The following is a 22,495-nucleotide window of genomic DNA, read 5'->3' as shown; positions in this document are numbered from 1 at the left end:
CCGGCGATCGCATCCGATTGATACACCCTTCGAGCACGGACGGACCGCGGTGTGGGTTACACAGCCCGCCGACTTCGTTCAGCTCGATGGCAATTTGTCGTGGTGGAACAACGTCTTGCCAATTGATCGGCAATTCGAATCCGCACGCGAAATCGCTTTTCAAATCCCCCGTTGCGTCCTGTGCAACGAGGAATTCTGGGTCGATCGTTCGCCGTCGGTTCGTCCCGGTCGGGACGATTTGTCAGCTTGGATCACTAACCGTATCGGACCGGTTACGGTCCGAGATTACTGTTCCACTCTATTTTCGCCAGCTTGCGAAGCTTTGACGGCTGGGCAAGCTGCTCTCGATGTGGGGGGGGACAACCGACACCCGGGTTGGTCACGTGGAACAACCGGACTGGACGGTATAAACTATCATCGACCGGATCAGGTGAGGCGTTCGGCTGCCGCCCGTTCGGGGGCTCTGGCCGCGGGAACGCCAAACGCCGCGGTGACGGGTCAGCCTGTGTTCTGTGCATTTCAGTTCTGTTCCGAGCAGTTCTGTACATTGGATTCACAGCCGTTGCCGGAATGATCCCTAGAGAAGTTGCCACTTTCGAGCGTGGGAGACGCCAGAGATGCCCGACCAAGGCCCCGCCATCGTCGATCTGACCGCCCTGCCCGGGGTCGCGTGCCCCTGTGGCATCGCGCGTCGGGCATTTCACGACCGGGGCGAGTTCCCCGGGACCGTTCATCTGACAAAAATCGATCGATCAGCCCGAACGCACTACCATACCGAACACACCGAGGTTTACGTCGTATTGGAGTGTGATGATGATGCGGCGATCGAGCTGGACGGCCGATTGCACCCCGTCCGCCCCAAAACCTCGATCTTGATCCCACCCGGCACCCGACATCGTGCGGTCGGATGCATGGAAGTGGTGATCGTTTGCCTACCCGACTTCGATCCCGCCGACGAACACTTCGATTGAGGGACTAATGAACCTCGTCGAGTCCAGTTAAGATAGCGACCAAGAGCACATCGTCCGTTGCCCAAACTCCCCTCCTGCCAGATTGCCTCCCTATGACGCGACCAACTTCTGACCTCCGACGTCGATTCGATGCGGCGTTGCCATTCCTGTTGATGCTTCCGATCTTGTGGCTCGGTGTCGCGGCGCCGGCGGCCGACTGGCCCTATTGGCGTGGTCCGAACATGGACGGGACCGCCCAGGTCAGCGGCTTGCCCGACGACTGGGATTCCAAGGGAGGCGACGGCAGCAATCTGCTGTGGAAACGCGAAGACATCGGCAGTTTCTGCACCCCGGTCACGATGGGGGGACGACTCTACACGATCCAACGGCACCTGCCCGACACCGAGCGAGAAGGCGAGAAAGTCGTCTGCCTGGACGCCAAGACCGGCGAGACGATCTGGGAAAACAGCTACAACGTCTGGCTGTCGGATGTCCCGGCAGAGCGGATCGGGTGGACCAGCGTCGTCGCCGACCCGGAGTCGGGCAACGTGTATGTGCTGGGCGCCTGCGACATCTTCCAGTGCATGGACGGGGAATCCGGCGAGACGCTTTGGAAGGTCCCGTTGCACGAACAGTTCGGCATGCTCAGCACCTACGGGGGGCGGACGAATTTCCCGATCGTGCACGAAGACTTGGTGATCATCAGCGGGATCATCATCAACTGGGGCGACTACGCCAAACCCAATCACCGCATGCTGGCACTGGACAAGCTGACGGGCGAATTCGTTTGGTTCAGCGGAACGCGTGATTTGCCCTACGACACGTCCTACTCGGCACCGACCATTACGACCATCGACGGTCAACGGCAATTGATCATGGGCTTTGGCGACGGCCAGGTCTGGGGCATTCAGCCTCGAACGGGCAAACCGCTCTGGAAATACGAACTGTCGCGTCGGGGACTATTCGCCGCACCCCTGGTCGTCGGCGACAAAATCTTTTGCAGCCACAATGAAGAAAACGTCGGCGAATGGGCCAACGTGATGGGCGCCGTCGCGGGAATCAAGGTTTCCGGCACCGGTGATCAAACCCAAGTCAGTGAGCTGTGGAAACAGTACGAAGTCGTGGCGGGATTCAGCGAACCGGTGCTCATCGATGGGCGTTTGTACCTGGTCGATGACCGCTGCAAGATGTGGGTTTTCGATGCCGAAACGGGAGAACCGATTGTCGAACAAGAACGGTTCGCCGACAGCCGCCAAAAATCGGCGCTGTTGTACGCCGACGGAAAGATCTACGTGACGACCGAAAATGGTCGCTGGTCGATCGTCAAGCCGACCGCCGACGGGTTTGAAGTGATCAACGACGGACGCTTGCGGAGTGAATCCTTTGTCGCCTCGCCGATCGTCGCCGACGGTCGCTTGTATTTCCAAAGCACGCGAAATCTGTACTGCATCAGCAATGAAGCGGCCAAACAGTCCGACCAATCGATCCGCGATGCCTTCGGAGAGGAGCGACCGGTTGCCGAGGACACGCAGATCGCCCAGGTCCAAATCGTTCCGGTCGAAGCCGTCATCCAACCCGGTGAATCGATCGAGTACAAGGTCAATGTGTTCAACGCGATCGGCCAAAAACTGGAAACGCCCGGCGACGTGACGTTCCGAGTCGAAGGCGGCGCGGCCTCCATCGACGGCAACAAGCTGACCGCTGCGGCCGATGCGGCCCACACCGGGGTCCAAGTCATCGCCCAGTTGGGCGACGCCACCGGCACCGCGCGCGTGCGGATCGTGCCCCCGCTGCCCTGGAAATTCACCTTTGACGGCCTGTCCGATCCGCCCCTGTCGTGGGTCGGTGCCCGATACCGCCACGTGATTCGCGAAATCGACGGGTCGGCCGCCTTGACCAAGATCAGCACGATCCCCAAGGGGGCCCGAAGCCGTGCCTGGATGGGGCCGAGCGATTTGTCACAGTACACCATTTCCGCCGACGCACGCGGCCAGCGAGCGTTGGGCGCCCTGCCGGACATCGGGTTGACGGCCCACGGTTATGTGCTCGACTTAATGGGCGAAGCCCAACAGGTTCAAATCCGGACCTGGGCGTCGTCCGAGGAACGGTCTTCGGCAAACGCGGCGTTCCCCTGGTCGGAAGACCAGTGGTACCGGATGAAGCTGCGGGTCGATTTGGAGAGCGAAGCCCCCGCACAGGTGGCGGTGATCCGCGGCAAGGTTTGGCCTCGCGATCAGGAGGAGCCCCAGGAATGGACACTGACGGTGCGAGACGAATCGCCTAATTTAAACGCCAGCCCCGGTCTTTACGGCAACGCAAAGGTCGCGGAAATTTATTTGGACAATATCGAAGTCGTTGAAAACAGCAACGAACCATAGTGGGGGGCTTCGTCCCGCAACGCGGCCGACGATTTGCTTCATCGGTCGTGTTGCCTAGAATGAGTTTCCCTCCCCAATGCCCCTTCCCACCCCACACCAGGTCGACTGACCCCATCGCAATGCGAAAACAAGAACTCTCGGCGTTCTCGATGATCTTGGCTGCTTTCTGTCTCGGCACGCTGACCACCGTTGCGTTCAGTGGTTGCAAGCCACCGACCGCCGTGCCACCCGCCGCGGCAACCAGCAACACGTCGGGCAGCAATACCACCGGCAGCAACACGACCACGTCGGCCCGCTGGGCGTCCAACACGACGGCCAACACCACCGTCGCGGCCGAGACTCCGGTTGCCGAAGTCCCGATGCCGGTCAAACCCGCCGTCGAAGTGGTCGAGCCTGCAGCGGCCGAGCCGATCGCCAGCGAACCGGCAGCCAGCGAACCGGCAGCCAGCGAACCGGCAGCCAGCGAACCGGCAGCCAGCGAACCCGTCGCCAAGGTCGCCGCCAAACCGACCAGCGATGCCAAGGTGGAAAACCAAGCATCGGCGACCACGTTGGTTGCCGAGGTCTCGGATCCCAACGAAGTGATGGCGAGCGGGAAGGACTGGCCGCAGTGGGGCGGAACGCGATTGCGCAACAACACGCCGGGCGTGACCGGATTGCCGCGAACCTGGAACATCGGGAAATTTGATCGTCGCAGCGGAGAGTGGGACAACAGCAACGCGGAAAACATCGTGTGGTATGCCAATCTGGGCAGCCAGACGTACGGGAATCCCGTCGTCGCCGGCGGCCGCGTGTTTGTCGGCACCAACAACGGTGCCGGGCACCTGAAACGGTATCCGTCTCAAGTCGACTTGGGATGCTTGTTGGCCTTTAACGAAGCCGATGGAGAATTCCTGTGGCAGCACAGCAGCGAAAAGCTGATCACCGGACGCGTTCACGATTGGCCGCTGCAAGGCATTTGCTGTGCACCGCTGGTCGAAGGCAATCGGTTGTGGTTTGTGACCAGCCGCGGGGAAGTCCGCTGTCTCGACGTCGAAGGCTATTATGACGGCGAAGACGACGGGCCGGTGACAGGGGAAACGGCGTTTGTCGCCGAACTGATGCTCGCCAGCGACGCCGGCAAGGCAGCGGTCGCGGCACTCGGTGAAGGCAAACTGTCCGACGGCTTGGTCGAAGCGCTGCAAACGGCCGGCGAAGCGGTCAGCGGTGACGTCAAAATTGAAACGGTCAACGAAGGCGCCGGCTGGGTCGCCAGCGGAAACTTCGGCGGCGTCGACCGCACATTCGAACTGAAAAAGGCCGGGCCTCGGTTGAGCGTGCTCAAGAGTCTGGGCATCCACGACAAACGCGACGCCGACACCATCTGGATCTACAACATGATGCAGGAACTGGGCACCAGCCAACACAACATGTGCTCGTGCAGCGTGACCAGCTATGGCGATTACCTGTTCGTCAACACCAGCAATGGCCTGGACGAATCGCACCTGAACTTGCCCGCCCCCGATGCACCGACGTTCCTGTGCATGAACAAAAACACCGGCGAATTGCTGTGGCAGGACTCCTCGCCGGGATCCAACATCCTGCACGGCCAATGGTCCAGCCCCACCGTCGCTGTGCTGGGCGGCGTGCCGCAGGTTTTGTTTTGCGGCGGAGACGGATGGTTGTACAGCTTCAAAGCCGACGGTGGCGTCGAGGGCAAGCCGGAATTGCTGTGGAAATTCGACTGCAACCCGAAGGAATCCAAATGGGTCATCGGCGGTGAAGGAACGCGTAACAATCTGATCGCGACGCCCGTCGTCTACAACGATTTGGTTTACATCGCGGTCGGGCAGGATCCCGAGCACGGTGAGGGCGAAGGCCACTTCTGGTGCATCGATCCCAACAAGCGTGGCAACGTGTCACCGCAATTGGCGATGAAGGTCGAAGGCGACAGTCGCACCGAGATCCCCCACAAACGGATCCAAGCGGTTGAACCTGAGAAGGGCGAAATCGCCGTCGACAATCCGAATTCGGCCGTGGTCTGGCACTATTCGCTGTCGGACAACAACGACGACGGCGAAATCGACTTCGAAGAGGAAATGCACCGCACGATCGGCACCTGTGCGATCAAAGACGACGTGATCTATGTCGCCGACTTTTCGGGATTGCTGCACTGTTTGGATGCCCGTGGCGAGAACGGCCAGGCCAAAGTGCACTTCACCTATGACATGTTCGCACAAAGCTGGGGCAGCCCGCTGATCAGTGATGGGCACGTCTACGTGGGCGACGAAGACGGCGACGTGGCGATTTTCCAGTTCGGCCCGCAGTACAACGAGCCGATGGAAGAAATCAACATGGGCAGCAGCGTCTACAGCACGCCGATTGCGGCCAACGGCCGAATCTACATCAGCACCAAAGACAAGTTGTTCGCCATCGAGAAGCAATCGCAATGACGAAGACCGTTGTGGACTGTGGTAATTGCGGTCCCGATTTTCACTCGATCCGTCAGTTTGTGACTTCCAACTTCGATGCCGTCGTCGTGCAATCACACAACGCGGAAGAGACGCTCACGTTGCTCCGTCAACGTGACGTCGCGCTGGTGACCGTCAATCGGAAACTTGATCGTGACTACTCCGATGGAATGGACGTGGTCAAAACGATCAAAGCGGAAGGGGACGTCGCCGAAGTGCCCGTGATGTTGGTCACCAATTACGAAGAGCACCAGCAAGCGGCGATGGAGGCCGGTTGCGTGCGAGGCTTCGGAAAGCTTGCCTTGCGAGACCCGAAGACCGTCGAACTGCTTCAACCGTATTTGGGTTCAAATTGAACCATTCCACCAGCTTCTTTTTGATCGCGATCGGCGTCGGCTTGTTGGCCGGCGGTCTGCTCGGCGCTCAACCGAGCATCAACGGATCACTGGGAAAGAGCGTCGCGCACCCGTTGCAAGCGTCGCTGATCTCGTTCGGCAGCGGCACGGCGATCCTGTTGGTGTTGACGCTGTTGGTCGGGGAATTCCCGCCCGCCTTTGCCGTGTCGCCGCGGCAGTTGCCGTGGTGGATTTGGTTCGGCGGCGCGATCGGCGTGGTGATGGTTTCGACGTCGCTGTTCATCGTGCCGCGGATCGGCTCGCTACCCTGGTTTGCCGCCGTGATGACGGGGCAAACGCTGGCGGCGCTGTTGCTGGACCATTATGGGCTGCTCGGCAATCCGAAGACACCGGTTTCTGCCCTGCGTGTCTGTGGGACGCTGTTGTTGGTGCTGGGGATCTTGGCGATCGTCGGTGCGAGAAAGCTGGAAGCGACCCAAGACACCGCGGTCGAAATCGTCGAGTCCGAGGAATAAGTGGCGTAAGCTTCCAGCTTGCGATCGGGTAAGTGGCCTAAGCTTCCAGCTTGCGATGGCGACCACCCTGCTTGCCGCACAGATTAAACTGAATGCTGCACTCCGCTGGAGGCCCCGATCGCATGTCCAATGAACCCCCTCTCGATGATGCCGATTCGCCCGAGACGCCTTCGCAGGCCGCCTCGCTAGACGATGTTTGGCAAAGCTTTGGCAGCCAGCTTCGCCGCCGCGCGCGGACACGCTTGCGGCAATATGGTCTGACCGGTCAGACCGAATCGATGGACATCTGTAACGAAGTGATGGTGGATCTGGCCAAGCGAACGGACGCCGATTCGTTGACGGCGGAGGATATCCTGTCTTATATCCTGCGGGCGATCGATAACGAAGTGGTCGACACCTTTCGCACGCTGGCGCGTCATTGCCGCGATTTTCGTCGCAACGAAGCGACTCCGGTGGAAGAGATCAAACTGCGCGGCGCCCAGACTTCGCCCAGCCAGATCGCGCTCCGCAAAGAAGTCGCCGATCGGGTGCGTTCGATCTTGGGCGATGCCGATGCCTTGGCGCTCGACATGATGTTGCAGAACCATGACTGGAACGAGATCGGTCAGCGGCTGGGGATCAAACCGGACACCGCCCGCATGCGCGTTCGCCGTGCACTCGATCGGGCGCGCGAAGAGATCGGTTTGTCGGAGTCGTCGTGATGGCCGAGCATCCGTCCGCGCAGGATTCGAGCCGTCCCGCCGCGGCAACCGCCGACACGTCGCCCCACGGCGCCGGGATCGATGGTTTGATCGGATGGTTGCAGCGGCGTCGCGAAAGTCACCCCACGTCGCCGCTGGCGGAGCTGATCGATCCGTCATCGCTGCCAACGAGGGGTCTGGTGGAATTGGCGGCCGTCGACTTGATCGGGCAACGTCGCCGGGGCCAGGAGATCGTCGTGGAGGACTACTTGAAGCAGTTCCCACAGCTTGCCGAGTCCGACAGCGATGTATTGGACCTGATCGATGCCGAGCTTTGTGTCCGCCGTGAACAAGGTCAGGCTTACGATGCCGCCTGCTTTCGCGATCGATTTCCGGAGCTTGCCGATTCGATCGAACAATTGATTCACCTGGAACCTGGTCCGGGCGAAATCAACACAGGCGAAATCAACACGGGCGACAGCTTGGACTGGGACCAATCGGTGGTCCAGCGGCAGATGACCGTTGCGGCGGGGCATCGTTCGGCCGGGCAACCCGTTTCGGAAACGCGTCCAAACGATTCGATCGATGTACCGATCCCGATCAAGCCGCCCGAGTGGATCGTCGGCGCCCGTTGCATTGCGACCGTGCAACTGCGGCGGGGACGATGCTGGTTGGTCAAAGGCCGTGACAGCGAGCGGAGCGACACGGTGGCGATGAAGGTCATGCCGCTGCCGGCGACGCTGGGCCGAACCGAACGGACGCGAATCCTGGACATCTGCGAGCGAACCAGCAGCGTCACGCACCCGTCCTGGGTGGCACCGCGGATCGCCGCCATCAACAACGGCCACCTCGCCGTCGTGCGCCCCTGGATCTTCGGTGATCCCTTTGCACGACGGCCGCCCGGTGCGGAGCACGTTCCACGTTGGGAGATGCTGGTGCGTGTCGCGTTTGCACTTGCCGCGGCACACCGCATCGGCGCGACGCATGGCAGTGTGAAATGCGAAAACGTGATCGTTGATCACAACTCAAATGCCAACCTGATCGACGCCGCATCCGGGGTCACTTGCTGGGCAGAAACCTCTGCAAACTGGGATCACGAGTTATCGAAAACACTGCCCGACCGGATTCGCCGCGACACGATCGGATTGGTCGGCATGATCGCAGGGGAATGTTTGGAGTCACCCGATCGAATCGAAGCCGCCTGGATCCCACAGATCACCGACGGAATCGATTTCAGTCGCAGCGATGCCTGCGCGATCATTGGCGAGTCATTGCAGTCACGGCTGGATCAGAGGCCCGTTAAGCGTTCGTGGTGGCTCAAGATGATGCGTCCCTGACGCGTACCACCTTCCCTCCTTTGCACGAATCAAATCCCTTGCCATCCGAACAAATCTACGAAACGCTGTTTGTCCGACAGCTGTTCAACGAAATGTCGGCCACCTATGGGACGGTCAATCTGATTTCGTCCTTCGGGTTTTGCCGTCGATGGCGGCGACAGTGCCTCGCGCAACTTTCGATGCCCAAGTCAAGCACCGTGATCGACTTGATGACCGGCATGGGCGAACTTTGCCCGGGGGTCGAAGCACGGATCGGTCCTGGCGGCAAGATCGTTGCCGTCGACAACTCTCCCGTGATGTGCCACAAGGCTCGTGAAAACCACGACGGCAGGCTGACGTGCGAATTGGAGATTCGCGAGGAAGACGCGCTCTGCAGCCAGGTACCAGACGCGTCCGCCGATGTTGTTCTCTCGTCGTTTGGCCTGAAGACGTTTTCCAGTGAACAGACCACCCGACTGGCTCACGAAGTCCATCGAATCCTGAAGCCCGGCGGGACGTTTTCCTTCATCGAGATCTCGGTCCCGCCTTCACGATGGCTCAGAACGCCTTACCTGTTTTATTTGAACAAGCTGATCCCGGTCATCGGCAGGATCCTGATGGGCAATCCGGACAACTATCGCATGTTGGGCGTTTACACGGTCGCGTTCGGTAATTGCGGCTCCGCGGTCACGGCGTTTCAAGCGGCCGGATTGAACACGAGTCTGCGGTCTTATTTTTGGGGCTGCGCCACCGGCCTGGTCGGCGAAAAACCCAACCCATCGCGTGCCGCGACATCCCAGACCTAAAAAAACACCCCCGTCCCCTTTTCATTTATCGCACGGCGTCTTCGAATGCGTCTGCCGGTTGGTAGTCGAAGTAACATTTGCGTTTGATGACTTCGGCGACCGACTCGGGCACCATCGACTCCCATTCCGGGTCGCCGGATTTGATCTTTTGCAACACGTCCCTTGATCGCACATGCAGGCAGGCGGGGTCGTAGTCTTGCACGTCAATGATGCCGCCGCGGTCACACAGATACCCGAACAACTGTCTCAACTGGGGATTGATGTCCAAGTTCTCACTGGTCGTCAATTCGCCGCGTTCGGGATCCAGCATCGGATAACAGTAGACCTGCAGGCCGTTTTTAAACATCCGCCCAAAGGATTCCAGAATGCCGCCTTGGAGCCCGGTGTAGTACTGTTCGTCAAACAGTTCCAACAGACTGCCGGCGCCCATCGTGATCGCGATCTTTTCTTTGGTGTAGCGTGACAGGTAGGCGGCCAACCGATAGTACTGGAAGTAGTCGGAAATCAGCACCGGCATCCCGCAGGTGGCCATCACATCGGCCCGTGCCAGGAAGTCCGACAGGTTGATTTCACCGGCGGCCTTCAAGTTGTTCATCGTCAGTTCCATGACCGAGACGACTTCCTTGCCCACGACGTTGGGATGCTTGGAAAATTGTTCTCGGGCGCTCTGCAGCATGTCCAAGTTGACGTTGCAGACGGGGCGAAAACTTCCGCGTTCGACCAGGATCGCTTTGCGGTAAAAGAACTCCGAAGGCTGCAAAACCTCCCCGCTGGCCGCGAACATCGCCGCACCGCTCAATCCGAGCTCGACCAGTTTCAGACTCATCAAGCGGTTGTCGACGTGGCGGAACGCGATGCCGGAGAACTCGATCATGTCGATCTCGATCCGCGAGGTCGACAAGCCGTCCAGCAGCGACGCGACCAACAACTCGGGCTCGTGGTGCAGCGCAAAGGCGCCGTGAACCAGGTTGACGCCGACGATGCCGAGGGCTTCCTGTTGCAGCGCCGCCTCGTCATCGAGCATCCGGACGTGGATGATGATCTGGCTGTCTTCGTCTTGGGGATGGGCCTGGAATTTGATCCCCATCCAACCGTGGCATGCATTGGTGCCGTGATAGTTTCTCGCCGAAACGGTGTCGGCGAAGGTGAAGAACGCGGTCGTTTCACCGCGGACCTCGCGCAACCGGTCCAGGTTCAACGTGTGTTCATAGTCGAGCATCGCCTGCAGCCGTTCACGACAGACGTAGCGTGACGCCCGTCCGTAGATCGCATCGCTGACCTTCATGTCATAGGCCGACATACTTTTAGCGATTGTGCCGGCCCCGCCACCGACACGAAAGAACCAGCGGACGACCTCTTGCCCCGCGCCGATTTCGGCAAACGTGCCATAGCGACGGGGATCCAGGTTGACCTCCAAAGCTTTTTGGTGCGTGTCGAGAGGTTCAGCGTGCTGACTGGATTGATGGGTTCGAATCATCGGGTTGGGTTCGCCGGGTTGGGTCGCGTTGTGGAAAAAGACTCGCAAGTAGATCATGGCTCGCGATTTGGGCCCGTTCCCGATGGATGCCCGCCAGCCGCGGTGGTTCGGGCACAATGAGGCCAAACGGTCATCCTGGCGACGTTTGCAATGGAACGCCCCCACGTTGCCCGCACGCAGTGCCCGCACGCAGTGCCTCCCAAGAGCCCCCGCACTGTGCCATCCCGGCGAATCAGGGGGCGGCAAACGCATTCACACCGAGAGGGGGCTGATTGCCCTTCGGGTCAAAAGTGTAGTATGCTGTGAGCACGAGATGCGTGCCGTTTTGCCCCGGTCAGTCGGAGGGTGTGAGGCAGCGAAGTCCGTGCTTGAGAGAACTCGCAAGACATGGTCATTCGAACACCCTTCCCAATTGATTGCCGACCGCAGCTCCCTCCTCTGGTGCTGGCAGATTGAACTCTCCGCCAAAAAACTCGACACTGATGCCCCCTTCCCATTCTCCCGAGGCGGTGTGTCGATACCCGACAGGTGGGATGTGGGCGGCTCTCGTCACCACCAATCCAATCCAACTCGTCGCTACGGGGTGAACGCATTCGATGTCTTGGCAACAACAAGTCATTTTCGTCGTGGATGACGATGAGCGGGCCAGAGAATCCGTCTGTGCCCTGGTGAGTTCGATGGGGTTGGAGTCGATGGCATTTGCGTCGGCCGAGGCCTTTTTAGAGTTCTACACCAAGGACAAACCGGGATGCCTGGTCACCGACATCCGGATGCTGGGGATGAGCGGCTTGGAGTTGCAAGCGGAACTCAGTGACATGGGATCGTTGTTGCCGGTCATCGTCCTGACAGCGTTTGCGACGACACCGGTCACGGTCCAAGCGATTCAGCGCGGCGCGATCACGTTGCTGGACAAGCCTTATCTGGAAGATGATCTCTGGAACGCGATCCGAAAGGCGCTTGCGTTGGACGCACGGAAGCGAGTGGAAGAAGCGCACCGTCAGGCGATCCGGGAGCGGATCAACGAACTGACGCCGTCCGAACGCACGGTGTTGTCTTACGTGGTCGCGGGCAAACCGAACAAGGTGATCGCGAATCGTCTTGACGTCAGCGTGCGAACGGTGGAGAACCGTCGCAGCGAGATCTACACCAAGCTGCAAGCCGAATCGGTGGTCGATCTGGTACGGATGGTCATCGAAGCGGACATGCTTGATACCTAAGCAAGGTCACCTCCGGCGGGTTGCGGGTTACCACATCGCTTTTCGGTTTCTGCTCTTCGTCCGGTCGGTTCCGATCTGCAATACTCTGATCATCGAGGGAACGATGCTTGTTGAGGGATCAGCAAGAATCGAGGGATCGATAACCACGATGGAACGATGATTCACCGGACGAATCTTTGTAGGGAGACACGGGCTTCGATCATGGAAGGAACCTGCGGAATACATGGGGCTCTTGGAGAATGTTCCGGCGGCAACGCCGGAACATTCCTCTGAGCCGCCACATTGTTCTGCGGAAAGGTGTAACGAAGCACGATGCGCGTGAGGCAGGCGCAGGTGTTGACGACACAACACTTCCGACCGATCGGCCCCGTCACCGTCAAACGTAACGGCCGGCGAATCATCGAGTTCACGGGGCGAGGCAGCGCCTTTGTCGGTGATCGCAAGCAACAGGTTTCGGGGCAGATACCTGGACTCAGCCGAGTTTTGTGCGTCACCGACAAGTGCTGCCTTTTTTTGTTGGATCGGTGAATAGCTTTGGCCTGCTACCGCCGCCCATTCTTTGCTGACGATTTCTCGCCACCGGTCGTTCCGACCGCACGAGTCGGTCCAATCCGAACCTTTCTGCTTTGTGGTCTCGCCTGCGGTGATGCGATGGCGTTCAACCCGAACTGAATCGGAAGCGGCTGTCGATTTTCCGGTATTAATGTCGGCGATGCTCCATCGTGGATCCCCCGGGCCTGAACAGCTTTAGTACAACGGAGGGCGGTACATCATGCCCCATTCCTCTCGATCATTTTGAAGGCACCCCTCCCATGTCCGAAACGCCCCAGGATTCCGCTGACGCGCGGGACGAACAATGGCCCAGCAAAGATTCCGGCGGCGGAACTCGCAAGACAGTGCTCTATGTCGTGTTGGGGTTAATGGTCGTTGCGTTAGGGTACGACTATCTCGTGGCCCGACCGGCGGTGAACGCGGCCTACGATCAAGTCACCGAGGCCAGTGTGGAGGCCAACCGCAAGGGCGTCGGATTTTTGTCCAACACGGACGTTCGTGAACTGCTGGGAAGGGAACCTGTGCAAACCTTCGAAGACGGCCGCTATCAAGTGGAGGTTTATCATTGGCGTGGCGGCTTGGTGGTCAAACCACACAAGCTGTACACGGTCTACTTGCGAAACAACGACGGTTTGATGTTCAATCGTCACGCGAAATTCGTGTACGAGGCATCGGGTGTCGTGGATCCCGAACGTCCACTGGTGCCGGTGGACGCTGACGAACCGCCGGCGTCCGATGACGATTCGGAGATGTCAGGCGGTGGCGGAGGCCCCAGAGCGGGCGGCCCCGATAGTGAGCCTGATGCACCGCAGCGTCCCGAAGCGGAAGGCCCAGACGCCGATGAGGCCCCCGCCGTGGATCCGTCCGAAAGCGACCCGCCTGCGCGCCCCGAATTGGAGAGCGAGGCGGCCGAATAGAGTTCTGGCCGTACTCGGCGATCCTAACGCTGTGAAGCATTTTTTCGATGTGTTTCTTTAAGTTTTAGCGGCAGGGCGCGAGCCCTCCGGTTCTTCATCTCTGCCAAAACACCCGAGGGCTGGCGGGCTGTCGTTTTTGTGAGCCGCGCGCCGCGTAAGCGGCCGGGCACTGCGACGCTGCCCGGGGCCTTACGGCCAGCGGCTCACCATTGACTCAGCAGATCCCGATCTAAACCGACAGCCTGCTCGCGCCCTGCCGCTAAAAAGAGGCTTCACAGCGTAGCGGCGATCGGTCGAAAATGTTGGCGGCTGACCGGCTGAGCCCGTTTCCGTTGAGGCACTCTTCAACCGGCCTTTTCGGCGCGACGCTGCAGACTCGCCAGGTGCGGGTCGTTCACGGCGCGATTGATTTCATCGAGCGAGGTCAGCCCACGCAGGACGTAACTGTGGGCGACTTCGCCCAGCCGCAGCATCCCGTCCTCGGTCGTGATCGTCTCCAGTTCACAGGCGCTGGCCCGCCGGGCGATGGCTTCTTCGATCACGGTGTCCACCACCATGATCTCTGGCAATGCGATCAGCTGGTCATAGCCGCCTTCGTAGCAGAGGTGACAACCGAAGGGGACGAAGACCGACGCTTCTTCCCCTTGCATGCGACTGCGAATCCGCTCGGGGACTTCGGTCGGATGCGAGCCTTCGGACGGTTTGCGGCAGACCGGACAGAGCCGGCGGACCAAACGCTGATTGATCACGCCCGCCAGGGCGCTGGCCAAGAAAATGTGGTCACTGTCGTACTGAAGCATCATGTCGACCGCCTCGGCGGTGCTGGTCGAGTGCACCGTTGCCAGCACCAGTTGTCCGCTCGCCCCGGCTCGGATCGCGGTTTCCGCCGTTTGGCGGTCACGAATTTCGCCGATCATGATCACATCGGGGCTGTGCCGCAGCACGACCGTCAGAAGTTCTGCAAAGCCGAACCCGAGGCGTGCATTGGTTTGCGATTGCATCACGCCCGAGAGTGCATGTTCGATGGGGTCTTCGATGGTGTGGATTTTCCGTGAGCCGTCATTGAGCTCATTCATCATGGCGTAAAGCGTGCTGCTCTTTCCACTCGCGACCGGACCGGTGACGAGGATCAATCCGCTTCGTTGCCCGATCAAGTGCTCGATCGATTTCAGGTCCACCGAGTCCATGCCCAGTTCGTCGAGCGGTCGGGCGCCACGCACGGGATCGAACAATCGGATCGCAACGTCTTGGCCGTACAGCGTGGGGATACTGCTAAGGCGAAGATGCGCCTTGGAGCCGTCCGGCGTGGTGATGTTGCCTCGGCCTTCGACCGGGCGGATGGATTCACCCGCGTCGGCACCTGCCAAGACGCGCAAGTGTCCTTGCAGCCGATGGCCGTAGGTGCGGGCGAGTTTGCGAACCGGTTCGATCCGGCCCAGTCGCCGGACCGAAATCAGCACGGCGCCATCGACGTCCGAAACAAACAAATCACTGGCGTGTCGCTCCAACGACCATTCAATCAGGTTGGCGGCGAAAAGTTCCGGTGGCGCAAGCTCTGTCTCACCCTCCAGGTTTCCTTGGTCTTGCAAATCGATCATTGATTCGTCGTTCACGTTGCGGGTCTTCCAGGAGAATCGGAGAAGTCGGTCATGAGTAGCGGTTGGTTAATATGAACGATAACGGCGCACAACGCAAAAAACCGCCGGTGCCCCGTTCCCAACTCGGCTGCGGCGTGAAAAATAATGGCATGAATGCGCCACCCCCCAAGCAACTTCTCCGTCGATTCTACGGCTACGATGACTTTCGCCCCGGACAGGCGGAGATCATCGAACACGTCTTAGCGGGGGGGCACGCCATGGTCGTGATGCCGACCGGCATGGGCAAGTCGCTCTGTTATCAGATTCCGGCGCTGTCAAGTGCCGACGACGACCGCTCGATCGTCTTGGTACTTTCCCCCTTGATCGCACTGATGCAGGACCAGGTCGATTCGTTGCTGCGACGGGGAATCGATGCCAGTTTCATCAATTCGTCGTTGGACCGCGCGACGCGTTTGGCCCGCTATGACGCCTTGGCCCGAGGGCAGTACAAGATTCTGTTTGTGACCCCGGAGCGTTTCCGCAAGGACGACTTTTGCGAGGCGCTGTCACGACGATCGGTCCGTCTGTTGGCGATCGATGAAGCGCATTGTGTCAGCCAGTGGGGCCACGACTTCCGCCCCGACTACACGCGGGTGGCCGAGATCCGCGCGTCGATCGGCGATCCCACCACGCTGGCGCTGACCGCCACCGCCACGGCCGAGTGCCGTCAAGACATTTACCGCCAGATCGGCATCGATGCATCGCAAGTCAAACTGTTTCACCAAGGCATCGATCGCCCGAACCTGCGTTTGGATGTGATTCCGGTTTATGACGAAGAAGAAAAACGGAACCAACTGCGTGACATCCTGCGTGATCCCGAGTACCGCTCGGGCAGCGCGATCGTCTACTTCTCGTTGATCAAAACACTCCAGCGTTTCAGCGATCACCTGCTGTCCGAAGGGATCGACCACGTCAGTTACCACGGTGATTTGCCACGCCATCATCGCCGTCGCGTGCAGGACGAATTCATGTCCGGCGATGCCGATCTGGTGTTGGCGACCAACGCCTTCGGCATGGGCATCGACAAGGAAGACATTCGCATGGTCGTGCATGCGGAAACCCCCGGATCGATCGAGTCTTATTACCAAGAGATCGGACGTGCCGGTCGCGACGGGGAACCGAGTCGGTGCGTGTGGTTGTACGCGCAAGAAGACTTGATGACGCAAATGCAATTCATCGAATGGTCCAATCCCGATGCCGCGTTCTACACGCGGTTGTATCAATTGATGGCCGAGCACGGCGAGCAGTGCAGGGCGTTCGGTCTGGATTGGATGAACGGCCAATTGCAACGTCGCAGCAAACACGACCATCGGATCGCCACGGCGATTTCGATCTTGGATCGGCACGGTGTGGTCGCCGGGCCGCGACCACCGCAGTGTTTTGAAGTGCGGGCGCCGCTACCGGCGCGTCTGCAAGACGATGAACAATTGGCGGAAAAGAAACGTCGCGATCAACAGCGGTTGTACGCGATGGTCCAGTTCGCAGCCGAAGAAGGCGATCGCAAGCCGTTCCTGAATCGCTACTTCGCCGATCCGGCGGCACCAGGATGATCCCGGCACGCGGCGTGAGCCAGTGGCGCGTGTCGACCACCGGCCTGTTGATTTCATCTTGTTCCCAGGCTCCGCCTGGGGACACACTGCTCCGGAGGCTCCGCCTCGCAAACGAGACACGCGTGTGGCGGAGCCACACCGATATCGCGTTCCCAGGCAGAGCCTGGGAACGAGGGGGCGCGCCGCTCGCTGACACGTCCCGCTGGCGTCAGCCGGTGCTTTCACGCCGCATCACGGTTTCGGCGACGATGTCCATTCCCTCGAAGGCAAAGAACCCGGGGACGAAGCTGACCGCACTGATCGGGATCGTGATCCGGACTTTGATGTCGTCGCCCGGTTCGGCTTCTTCCAGAAACGTCGGGGTGATGACCACGTTGGCGCTGGTCAGGTTCATGATCGCCAATTCTTCGTTCACCCGTGCTTGCACGTCTTCGATCGACGCGGTGGGACGAATCCCGACGCGCGCCCCTTCGCGCGAGGCTTGGACGACGGCTTCTTTGATCATGCTGATTCGCCCCATCTCGATCAGCCCAAAGGTGAAGGTCAGCATGACGGGGACGATCAAGGCAAATTCGACAGTCGCGGCACCGCGACGCGACGCTTTTCGACGGTTTGGATGGTTTCGACGGTTCATTGGAATCACTGGCGTTTGATGATGCGTTTGTTTCACTTGTTGGTCTGTGCTTGCGGTCGGGCAAGTCGTCACGACATTCGGCGATTCGCGCTACCGGCCGAAACGCTTGACGAGTGCCACGACCCGCAAGCGAGTCGACGAAGCACTAATCGACGAGCATCACGGGCGTGAACAAGAACTCGCTCTCTTCGATGGGGGCTTCTTTAAAGATCGAGTATCGGGCCACCATCGGAGCCGGTTGAATCGTCAAGTGCTTCTTTTTCATCGGGCCGGTCAGTTTGACGCTCAAGATGCGGATGCCTTCGAAGCGGACGATCGTGTACATCGCGTTGTTGCCGTTGCCGTGGACGCTGGTAAAGATCGGGATGATCCGGGGCTGGCCGATGATCGCTGCCAATTCGTCTTTGATCCCCGCGCTGATTCCGGTATCACCGTTGAGTTCCAACTCTCCATTGGAATCGAATTCCAGCGAATGGCCGAGGTCGTCCATGTCTTGGGCCGAGATGCCGTACAAGATTTGCCGGCTGAGATCGTTGGTGCTGTTGTTGCTGCCACCGATATCGACGGTCCCACGGTTACCCGGCGATCCCGTTCCGGTCGGATAGAGCGAGCATTCATAAAATCCGTCGCTGCCGCTGGTGACCTGACCGCCGGAGTACGAATAGACATCCTCGGTCTGCTTTGCGACGACTTGCTCCCAGGTTTCCAGATCCAGGGCGATCGGCAGGATGTCCAACGTCTCACCCGCATCCTTAGGCTTGTGGAACCCGGAGATGGTCTTGAACAGAGCAGCGGTCGACCGCGCCTGCAACGATTGTTCGGCGCGGCCGGTGACGGAACCAAAGAACAACGGGATGGCGGAGTTGTTGGCTTCGGTCTGTCGGACGTGGACGCGGACGGCATTGAAACGCGAGGGGTCCGCGGTGTCCAGGTCACCTGGTTGGTTGCGATCGTAGAAGCCCATTTCAATGTCGGCGTCGGCGTTCAGCGTCGGCGCTCGGGAACTGACAACGTTCTTGGACGCGATCATCGATGCGGCGTCGTTGATCTGGCACTGCACGGCGGTTGCGTCGTCGCCCTGGACCACACCATCGAACAGTTCCCAACACGCGGACATGGCCGCGGCATCCGCCGTCCGTTTGACTTCGGATCGGGAAACGTTGATGTGTCCATAGTCGATAGCGATCGCCGAGACGACCAACAGTCCGGCGACCAGCACCACACTGAAGACAAGTGCCGAGCCCTTGCGACGTTTTGCCGAAAGGCGATTACCCGAAGTGACGGTTGGAAAAGCAACGGGTTTGAGAGCGCGATCGCGCTGCAATGTCGATTGAAACATGGGATAACCTGATTAGATGACGGGACCGATCTCACTCGATAGACGCTCGCGGAGCTGCGTCGGTGTCGTTATGTCGCTGGACTTCACGCGTTTGCGCTTCGTGCTTGTCTGCACGGCGGGATGCTCAGTGGGCAAATTGGTTGACGTGGATCGTCTGGGTGTGACCGTTGGTGTAGGTCAAATGGACCGTCTTGAGCCGAATCGATGCGACCCGGTTTTTCCCGAATCCGATGTCCACCGTCTCGAGACTCTTCTCAGGCGTGTAGTGGTCCAGCGCGTGAAGGTCTTGGTCATCCATTTGCACCAGGTATTCCGGGCCGCCGAAATGGCCCCACTGCATGCTGTGTCCCTCTTTTACCGCGAACATCAGTTGGCCATTGAAGACAGCCATCGCACTGGTCCATTCAATCCGGTCGTTGTCGCAATACAGCGTCTCTTGAATCTGACTGCGTTCTTCGTCGACGAGCGTTTCGTTGCAGAAGGCACCGACGTGGAAACCGCCGCTGGAGTAGCCGTCATCGGCGGCGTAGTTCATCTGCAGTTGGAAATAGCAATCGGCGTGATCCGCGTCGGGATGTAGAAAGAACGCGATCTGGGGCGAGTTGATTTTGACTTCGGGTTCGTTGATCGTCAGTTCCCAATCCTCTTCAACCATGAACAGGACGGGTTCGGTCGCTGCGGCGAGGCCGGGGATCAACGCGAACAAGCACCAACCTCCCGCAATCAGTGTGGCGCGCATGGCACCGAGTCGAGTCAATGCGTGTGACATTTGGGTTCCCTGAATAGACGAGGCAGAAAAGATGCCGCAGCTGAGATTGGGAATCCCCTTCGGTGGTCTGGCAATCCGTCCGCTTCGAATGAAGCGTGCCGGACCCATGACTTTGCGTCCCACGCTTGCACGTGGTTTGCCGTTTCGAGGGTTTTGAAAGGGGGAACCGTTCGAGCTGACTTGGCAATCAAACGCTATGTCGATTTGCGTCTGGAAATGCCCGTTTCCCCAAAAGTATGGTCTATGAAGAGACGCCCCCCCGTGCGCGTCGTGACGGTCGTCGCAGTTGTCGCGGCGCGATGAGGGGATGCCCTCAGTTTTTTGGGAAAGCCGCCTGGGGGCCCGGCTAATGGTGACCCAGGGTTGTGGTTCGACGCCGCCGGCGTAGCGGCCGAGGATCGGCGAATGGGACCGTCCAGCTTGAGAAAGACGCGAAACGCGGCAAAGACCAATGATCTGGCCGATGGGGTGTGATGCGGTCTGCGGATCGTGGTACGACGTCCTTTCCAGGTCGTCGTCGGGAGTCCAACGGACGACGGCCCGGAAGGGCCATCGTACTTGGAACAGGAGAGTGCTGCTGGCGACGGCCCGGAAGGGCCATCGTACGTGTGAGAAGGAGAGTGCTGCTGGCGACGGCCCGGAAGGGCCGTCGTACTTGGAAAGGAGAGTGCTACGGGGCGACGGCCCGGAAGGGCCGTCGTACTTGGAAACGCGGTCGTCCTACTGAATCAGCCGTGTTCCGGGACCACTGGCCGTGGCGGTCGCGGTCGTTCGAGCGACGGGCGGCTGTTCGTACAGATCGAACTCGGCCCACAAGGGAATGTGATCACTGATCGCATTGGCCTGTTGTTCGGAAAGGCCCAGGTCGGCCTTCAAATCAATCACGCCGAGTCGGCCCGAGTATTCGGCGGTCACGCTGCTGTCGATCAGGATGTGATCGTTGGTCTTGGTGCGGTTGATATTGGTTTGGATGTCGGCCGCCAGCGAGAGCACGCCGGGGATCGATTTCAGTTGTCCCAAGTTCTTTTCGCTGACGTTCAAGTCACCCAGCAAGATGAAGTCGTCTTCGGAGTACTGTTGGAATTCGTATTCCCGGACGCGTTGAAAGACGTCGGCCAGCACGTTGATTTCGCTATCCTGGTCGTCGGGATCGACACGGTCGGGTTTGGTGTGAACATTAATCATCGTGAAGCGAAACGGCGGCTGCCCGCTATCTTGGGGGACGACGGTTTCGAACGTAGCCACCATCGGCTCGCGGTACATGCGTTTGCCGGGATCCTGCACGACATAGGCGGAACCGGGCACCAGATTGATCCGTGACCGATCCCAGACGAAGGCGTACGATTCCAAGTAGGCTTCGCCGATCGGATCACTCATCGTCGCGGCAAAATTGCCGCCGGATTCGTTCAGCAACCCGACCAGTCGCTGCAGGGCGATGCCGTCGGCCCCCTGCAGTTCTTGGATCGCCACGACATCAAACGTGCTGACGATCTTGGCGATCGTTCCCAACACATCGACGCCGTCTTCGTTGGTTCGAATGCTGGATTTTTTGTCCGCGAAGTGTTCAATATTAAAGGTCGCGATGCGAATCCGATCCGTTGGACGATCGGTTCGGTCGCCCAGCGAAATCGTTTCGCCGCGAAACGCCGTCTCGGGATCCGGCCCGAGCAATCCGTCAAGCGACGAAAAACTCAGCCCACCGGTGAGCAACATGTAAAGCGCGTACAGCAATCCGAGCGTGGTCGCGCCCGGGCCGAACCAGCGCAGCAGCGGATTTGTGCTACTGAAGGAGCTTTTTCGTCGACGTTTGGAAAAGATCCCCACCCCGGCCTCCTTGCCGAACGTTGTTGGGCCCAACCGTAGCGGCCGGGGCTGACTTTGATCACCCTCTCGATCGTTTGAGGTGGCTATAGTTAAACTTGGGCGACTGGGGCAACGGCAAAACGACAATCGGGAGTGCGTGAGATGTCGCAATGGCAGGATGTGGAGCGGCGTCTGGTGCGGGTCCGCAAGTTCGCGGGGTTGATGGATGACCGATTCGTTTTGCCCGGAACCCGCATCCGATTCGGATTGGACACGTTGGTGGGGCTGTTGCCTGGCGTGGGTGATGCAGCCACCGCAGCAGTCGGGCTGTGGTTGATCGCCGAAGCGGTTCGCATGAAAGCGTCAACGGGGGTATTGATCCGGATGTGCGGCAACGTCTTGATCGACGCGACACTCGGGGCCGTGCCGATCGCCGGTGACCTGTTTGATTGGTATTGGAAGTCCAATCGGCGGAACGCGGTCCTGTTGGAAACGCATCTCAAGAAGCGAGTGGGCGATCGATGAGGCAAACGATCGACGCGTTGCCACGGTTCACGATCCTGATTCACGCCATCGGCGGCGATTTCGCCAGGCAGCAACCGCCCACTCGGAGACCTGTCGCGGAGGGGCGCATGGGCACGGAGAGCATCGCCGCGGGACCGGTGCATTGGGACTGGTTGTTCCAACCGCCAGACGCTCGATCAGTGGGTGCGGCAGACGATCCAGGCGCGGTGAACGTCGCCCCCCCAGCGTCTGCGGTGGCAACGCTATGGACCTGGGCGACCGACCCGATCCCCGAGTTGGACCATCGACCAGCGCGTTGGAAGGATCGGATCACCACGCCGGCACTGCGGTTGGCGGATCATCGCGAGCGTTATTTGGATTTCGAAGGCGACATCGGGGCGGGCCGCGGATCGGTCCGGCAACTTGCCACCGGGCGATACGAAGTGCAACGCCAGACGGCGACCTGCTTCGAAGCTCGGCTGCGCTGGACGCGTTCAGCAACGGAAGATTCAACCACGGGGATGCGTCACGGTCGAGATGCCGACGCCCGGGTGGTGATTCGGTTTTCGCGATCGGGCGGAGACGCGCCCGAGCCGCATCACGCCTGGACGGCAACTCTATTCACCGAGCGGGACACTTAGCGAC

At 59.8% G+C, this 22,495-nt stretch carries 19 protein-coding genes and 1 riboswitch; of the genes, 13 read left to right on the top strand and 6 right to left on the bottom strand.

The annotated features are described in order from the left end of the window. The first annotated feature begins 617 nt into the window (after positions 1–617). The 8 genes from Enr13x_RS12070 to Enr13x_RS12035 all read left to right on the top strand — a co-directional run bounded on the left by Enr13x_RS12070 (position 618) and on the right by Enr13x_RS12035 (position 9,451). The gene (locus Enr13x_RS12070; protein ID WP_145386324.1) at positions 618–971 is read left to right on the top strand and encodes a cupin domain-containing protein; all 354 of its coding nucleotides are present in this window, start codon (positions 618–620) and stop codon (positions 969–971) included. Between the two features lie 92 nt (positions 972–1,063). After that, positions 1,064–3,328, top strand: coding sequence for an outer membrane protein assembly factor BamB family protein (locus Enr13x_RS12065; protein WP_231744231.1), 2,265 nt, complete (start codon positions 1,064–1,066; stop codon positions 3,326–3,328). A 119-nt stretch (positions 3,329–3,447) separates the two neighbouring features. Beyond that, the gene (locus Enr13x_RS12060) at positions 3,448–5,760 is read left to right on the top strand and encodes an outer membrane protein assembly factor BamB family protein (RefSeq protein ID WP_145386322.1); all 2,313 of its coding nucleotides are present in this window, start codon (positions 3,448–3,450) and stop codon (positions 5,758–5,760) included. Continuing rightward, entirely contained in the window at positions 5,757–6,134 is a 378-nt protein-coding gene (locus Enr13x_RS12055) for a response regulator (RefSeq protein WP_145386320.1), read from the top strand. The genes Enr13x_RS12060 and Enr13x_RS12055 overlap by 4 nt, the downstream gene beginning before the upstream one ends. Further along, positions 6,131–6,649: a DMT family transporter gene (locus Enr13x_RS12050; RefSeq protein WP_145386318.1), complete on the top strand. Its 519-nt coding sequence runs from the start codon at positions 6,131–6,133 to the stop codon at positions 6,647–6,649. The genes Enr13x_RS12055 and Enr13x_RS12050 overlap by 4 nt, the downstream gene beginning before the upstream one ends. Positions 6,650–6,771: 122 nt before the next feature. Continuing rightward, positions 6,772–7,350: a sigma-70 RNA polymerase sigma factor region 4 domain-containing protein gene (locus tag Enr13x_RS12045; RefSeq protein ID WP_145386316.1), complete on the top strand. Its 579-nt coding sequence runs from the start codon at positions 6,772–6,774 to the stop codon at positions 7,348–7,350. Next, positions 7,350–8,666: a serine/threonine-protein kinase gene (locus tag Enr13x_RS12040; RefSeq protein WP_145386315.1), complete on the top strand. Its 1,317-nt coding sequence runs from the start codon at positions 7,350–7,352 to the stop codon at positions 8,664–8,666. Before Enr13x_RS12045 ends, Enr13x_RS12040 begins: the two co-directional genes overlap by 1 nt. Before the next feature lie 38 nt (positions 8,667–8,704). Continuing rightward, complete coding sequence (locus Enr13x_RS12035; RefSeq protein WP_231744230.1) at positions 8,705–9,451, top strand: class I SAM-dependent methyltransferase; 747 nt, start codon at positions 8,705–8,707, stop codon at positions 9,449–9,451. 25 nt (positions 9,452–9,476) lie between these two features. Here Enr13x_RS12035 and Enr13x_RS12030 read toward each other — a convergent pair whose 3' ends face one another. Next, positions 9,477–10,928 (bottom strand): TonB-dependent receptor, encoded by a 1,452-nt coding sequence (locus Enr13x_RS12030; RefSeq protein WP_145392249.1) that lies wholly within the window; start codon positions 10,926–10,928, stop codon positions 9,477–9,479. Between the two features lie 596 nt (positions 10,929–11,524). Between Enr13x_RS12030 and Enr13x_RS12025 the strand changes: the two genes are divergently transcribed. Then, a complete protein-coding gene (locus Enr13x_RS12025) occupies positions 11,525–12,145 on the top strand; it encodes a response regulator transcription factor (RefSeq protein WP_145386313.1) in 621 nt (206 codons plus the stop codon). A gap of 812 nt (positions 12,146–12,957) precedes the next feature. Then, positions 12,958–13,614 carry a hypothetical protein gene (locus tag Enr13x_RS12020; protein ID WP_145386311.1) on the top strand — a complete coding sequence of 219 codons (657 nt, stop codon included), beginning with the start codon at positions 12,958–12,960 and terminating at the stop codon, positions 13,612–13,614. Between the two features lie 344 nt (positions 13,615–13,958). Here Enr13x_RS12020 and Enr13x_RS12015 read toward each other — a convergent pair whose 3' ends face one another. Further along, positions 13,959–15,227 carry a GspE/PulE family protein gene (locus Enr13x_RS12015; protein ID WP_145386310.1) on the bottom strand — a complete coding sequence of 423 codons (1,269 nt, stop codon included), beginning with the start codon at positions 15,225–15,227 and terminating at the stop codon, positions 13,959–13,961. Between the two features lie 134 nt (positions 15,228–15,361). On the opposite strand from Enr13x_RS12015, the gene Enr13x_RS12010 reads away from it, so the two are divergent. Continuing rightward, positions 15,362–16,801, top strand: coding sequence for a RecQ family ATP-dependent DNA helicase (locus tag Enr13x_RS12010; protein ID WP_145386308.1), 1,440 nt, complete (start codon positions 15,362–15,364; stop codon positions 16,799–16,801). A 208-nt stretch (positions 16,802–17,009) separates the two neighbouring features. Here the strand turns inward: Enr13x_RS12010 and Enr13x_RS12005 are convergent, their stop codons facing one another. The 4 genes from Enr13x_RS12005 to Enr13x_RS11990 form a co-directional block, all read right to left on the bottom strand. Further along, on the bottom strand, positions 17,010–17,435 hold the full coding sequence (locus Enr13x_RS12005; RefSeq protein WP_145386306.1) for a TadE/TadG family type IV pilus assembly protein: 426 nt from the start codon (positions 17,433–17,435) through the stop codon (positions 17,010–17,012). A 145-nt stretch (positions 17,436–17,580) separates the two neighbouring features. Further along, positions 17,581–18,774 carry a pilus assembly protein TadG-related protein gene (locus Enr13x_RS12000; protein WP_145386304.1) on the bottom strand — a complete coding sequence of 398 codons (1,194 nt, stop codon included), beginning with the start codon at positions 18,772–18,774 and terminating at the stop codon, positions 17,581–17,583. A gap of 124 nt (positions 18,775–18,898) precedes the next feature. Next, positions 18,899–19,543: a hypothetical protein gene (locus Enr13x_RS11995; RefSeq protein WP_145386302.1), complete on the bottom strand. Its 645-nt coding sequence runs from the start codon at positions 19,541–19,543 to the stop codon at positions 18,899–18,901. Between the two features lie 58 nt (positions 19,544–19,601). Next, positions 19,602–19,694, bottom strand: a riboswitch (cyclic di-GMP riboswitch). Between the two features lie 569 nt (positions 19,695–20,263). Then, positions 20,264–21,367, bottom strand: a complete 1,104-nt coding sequence (locus Enr13x_RS11990) for an exonuclease/endonuclease/phosphatase family protein (RefSeq protein WP_145386300.1) — start codon at positions 21,365–21,367, stop codon at positions 20,264–20,266. Positions 21,368–21,508: 141 nt separating this feature from the next. On the opposite strand from Enr13x_RS11990, the gene Enr13x_RS11985 reads away from it, so the two are divergent. Both Enr13x_RS11985 and Enr13x_RS11980 read left to right on the top strand, forming a co-directional pair. Further along, positions 21,509–21,871 carry a DUF4112 domain-containing protein gene (locus tag Enr13x_RS11985; protein ID WP_145386298.1) on the top strand — a complete coding sequence of 121 codons (363 nt, stop codon included), beginning with the start codon at positions 21,509–21,511 and terminating at the stop codon, positions 21,869–21,871. Next, entirely contained in the window at positions 21,868–22,491 is a 624-nt protein-coding gene (locus Enr13x_RS11980) for a hypothetical protein (protein ID WP_145386296.1), read from the top strand. Before Enr13x_RS11985 ends, Enr13x_RS11980 begins: the two co-directional genes overlap by 4 nt. The last annotated feature ends 4 nt before the right edge of the window (positions 22,492–22,495 follow it).

The sequence above is a fragment of the Stieleria neptunia genome (genome assembly GCF_007754155.1).
Lineage (GTDB): Bacteria > Planctomycetota > Planctomycetia > Pirellulales > Pirellulaceae > Stieleria > Stieleria neptunia.
The sequence above is the reverse complement of the archived record's forward strand: the minus strand, read 5'-3'. Positions and strand labels throughout refer to the sequence as shown.

What these genes read in the sequence shown, in the direction of transcription:
- Enr13x_RS12055 (WP_145386320.1), top strand. Translation starts at nt 5,757, where the DNA reads ATGACGAAGACCGTTGTGGACTGTGGTAATTGCGGTCCCGATTTTCAC.
- Enr13x_RS12030 (WP_145392249.1), bottom strand. Translation starts at nt 10,928, where the DNA reads ATGATTCGAACCCATCAATCCAGTCAGCACGCTGAACCTCTCGACACG.
- Enr13x_RS12025 (WP_145386313.1), top strand. Translation starts at nt 11,525, where the DNA reads ATGTCTTGGCAACAACAAGTCATTTTCGTCGTGGATGACGATGAGCGG.
- Enr13x_RS12065 (WP_231744231.1), top strand. Translation starts at nt 1,064, where the DNA reads ATGACGCGACCAACTTCTGACCTCCGACGTCGATTCGATGCGGCGTTG.
- Enr13x_RS12020 (WP_145386311.1), top strand. Translation starts at nt 12,958, where the DNA reads ATGTCCGAAACGCCCCAGGATTCCGCTGACGCGCGGGACGAACAATGG.
- Enr13x_RS11980 (WP_145386296.1), top strand. Translation starts at nt 21,868, where the DNA reads ATGAGGCAAACGATCGACGCGTTGCCACGGTTCACGATCCTGATTCAC.
- Enr13x_RS12060 (WP_145386322.1), top strand. Translation starts at nt 3,448, where the DNA reads ATGCGAAAACAAGAACTCTCGGCGTTCTCGATGATCTTGGCTGCTTTC.
- Enr13x_RS12010 (WP_145386308.1), top strand. Translation starts at nt 15,362, where the DNA reads ATGAATGCGCCACCCCCCAAGCAACTTCTCCGTCGATTCTACGGCTAC.
- Enr13x_RS12000 (WP_145386304.1), bottom strand. Translation starts at nt 18,774, where the DNA reads ATGTTTCAATCGACATTGCAGCGCGATCGCGCTCTCAAACCCGTTGCT.
- Enr13x_RS11995 (WP_145386302.1), bottom strand. Translation starts at nt 19,543, where the DNA reads ATGTCACACGCATTGACTCGACTCGGTGCCATGCGCGCCACACTGATT.
- Enr13x_RS12070 (WP_145386324.1), top strand. Translation starts at nt 618, where the DNA reads ATGCCCGACCAAGGCCCCGCCATCGTCGATCTGACCGCCCTGCCCGGG.
- Enr13x_RS12040 (WP_145386315.1), top strand. Translation starts at nt 7,350, where the DNA reads ATGGCCGAGCATCCGTCCGCGCAGGATTCGAGCCGTCCCGCCGCGGCA.
- Enr13x_RS12005 (WP_145386306.1), bottom strand. Translation starts at nt 17,435, where the DNA reads ATGAACCGTCGAAACCATCCAAACCGTCGAAAAGCGTCGCGTCGCGGT.
- Enr13x_RS12045 (WP_145386316.1), top strand. Translation starts at nt 6,772, where the DNA reads ATGTCCAATGAACCCCCTCTCGATGATGCCGATTCGCCCGAGACGCCT.
- Enr13x_RS11985 (WP_145386298.1), top strand. Translation starts at nt 21,509, where the DNA reads ATGTCGCAATGGCAGGATGTGGAGCGGCGTCTGGTGCGGGTCCGCAAG.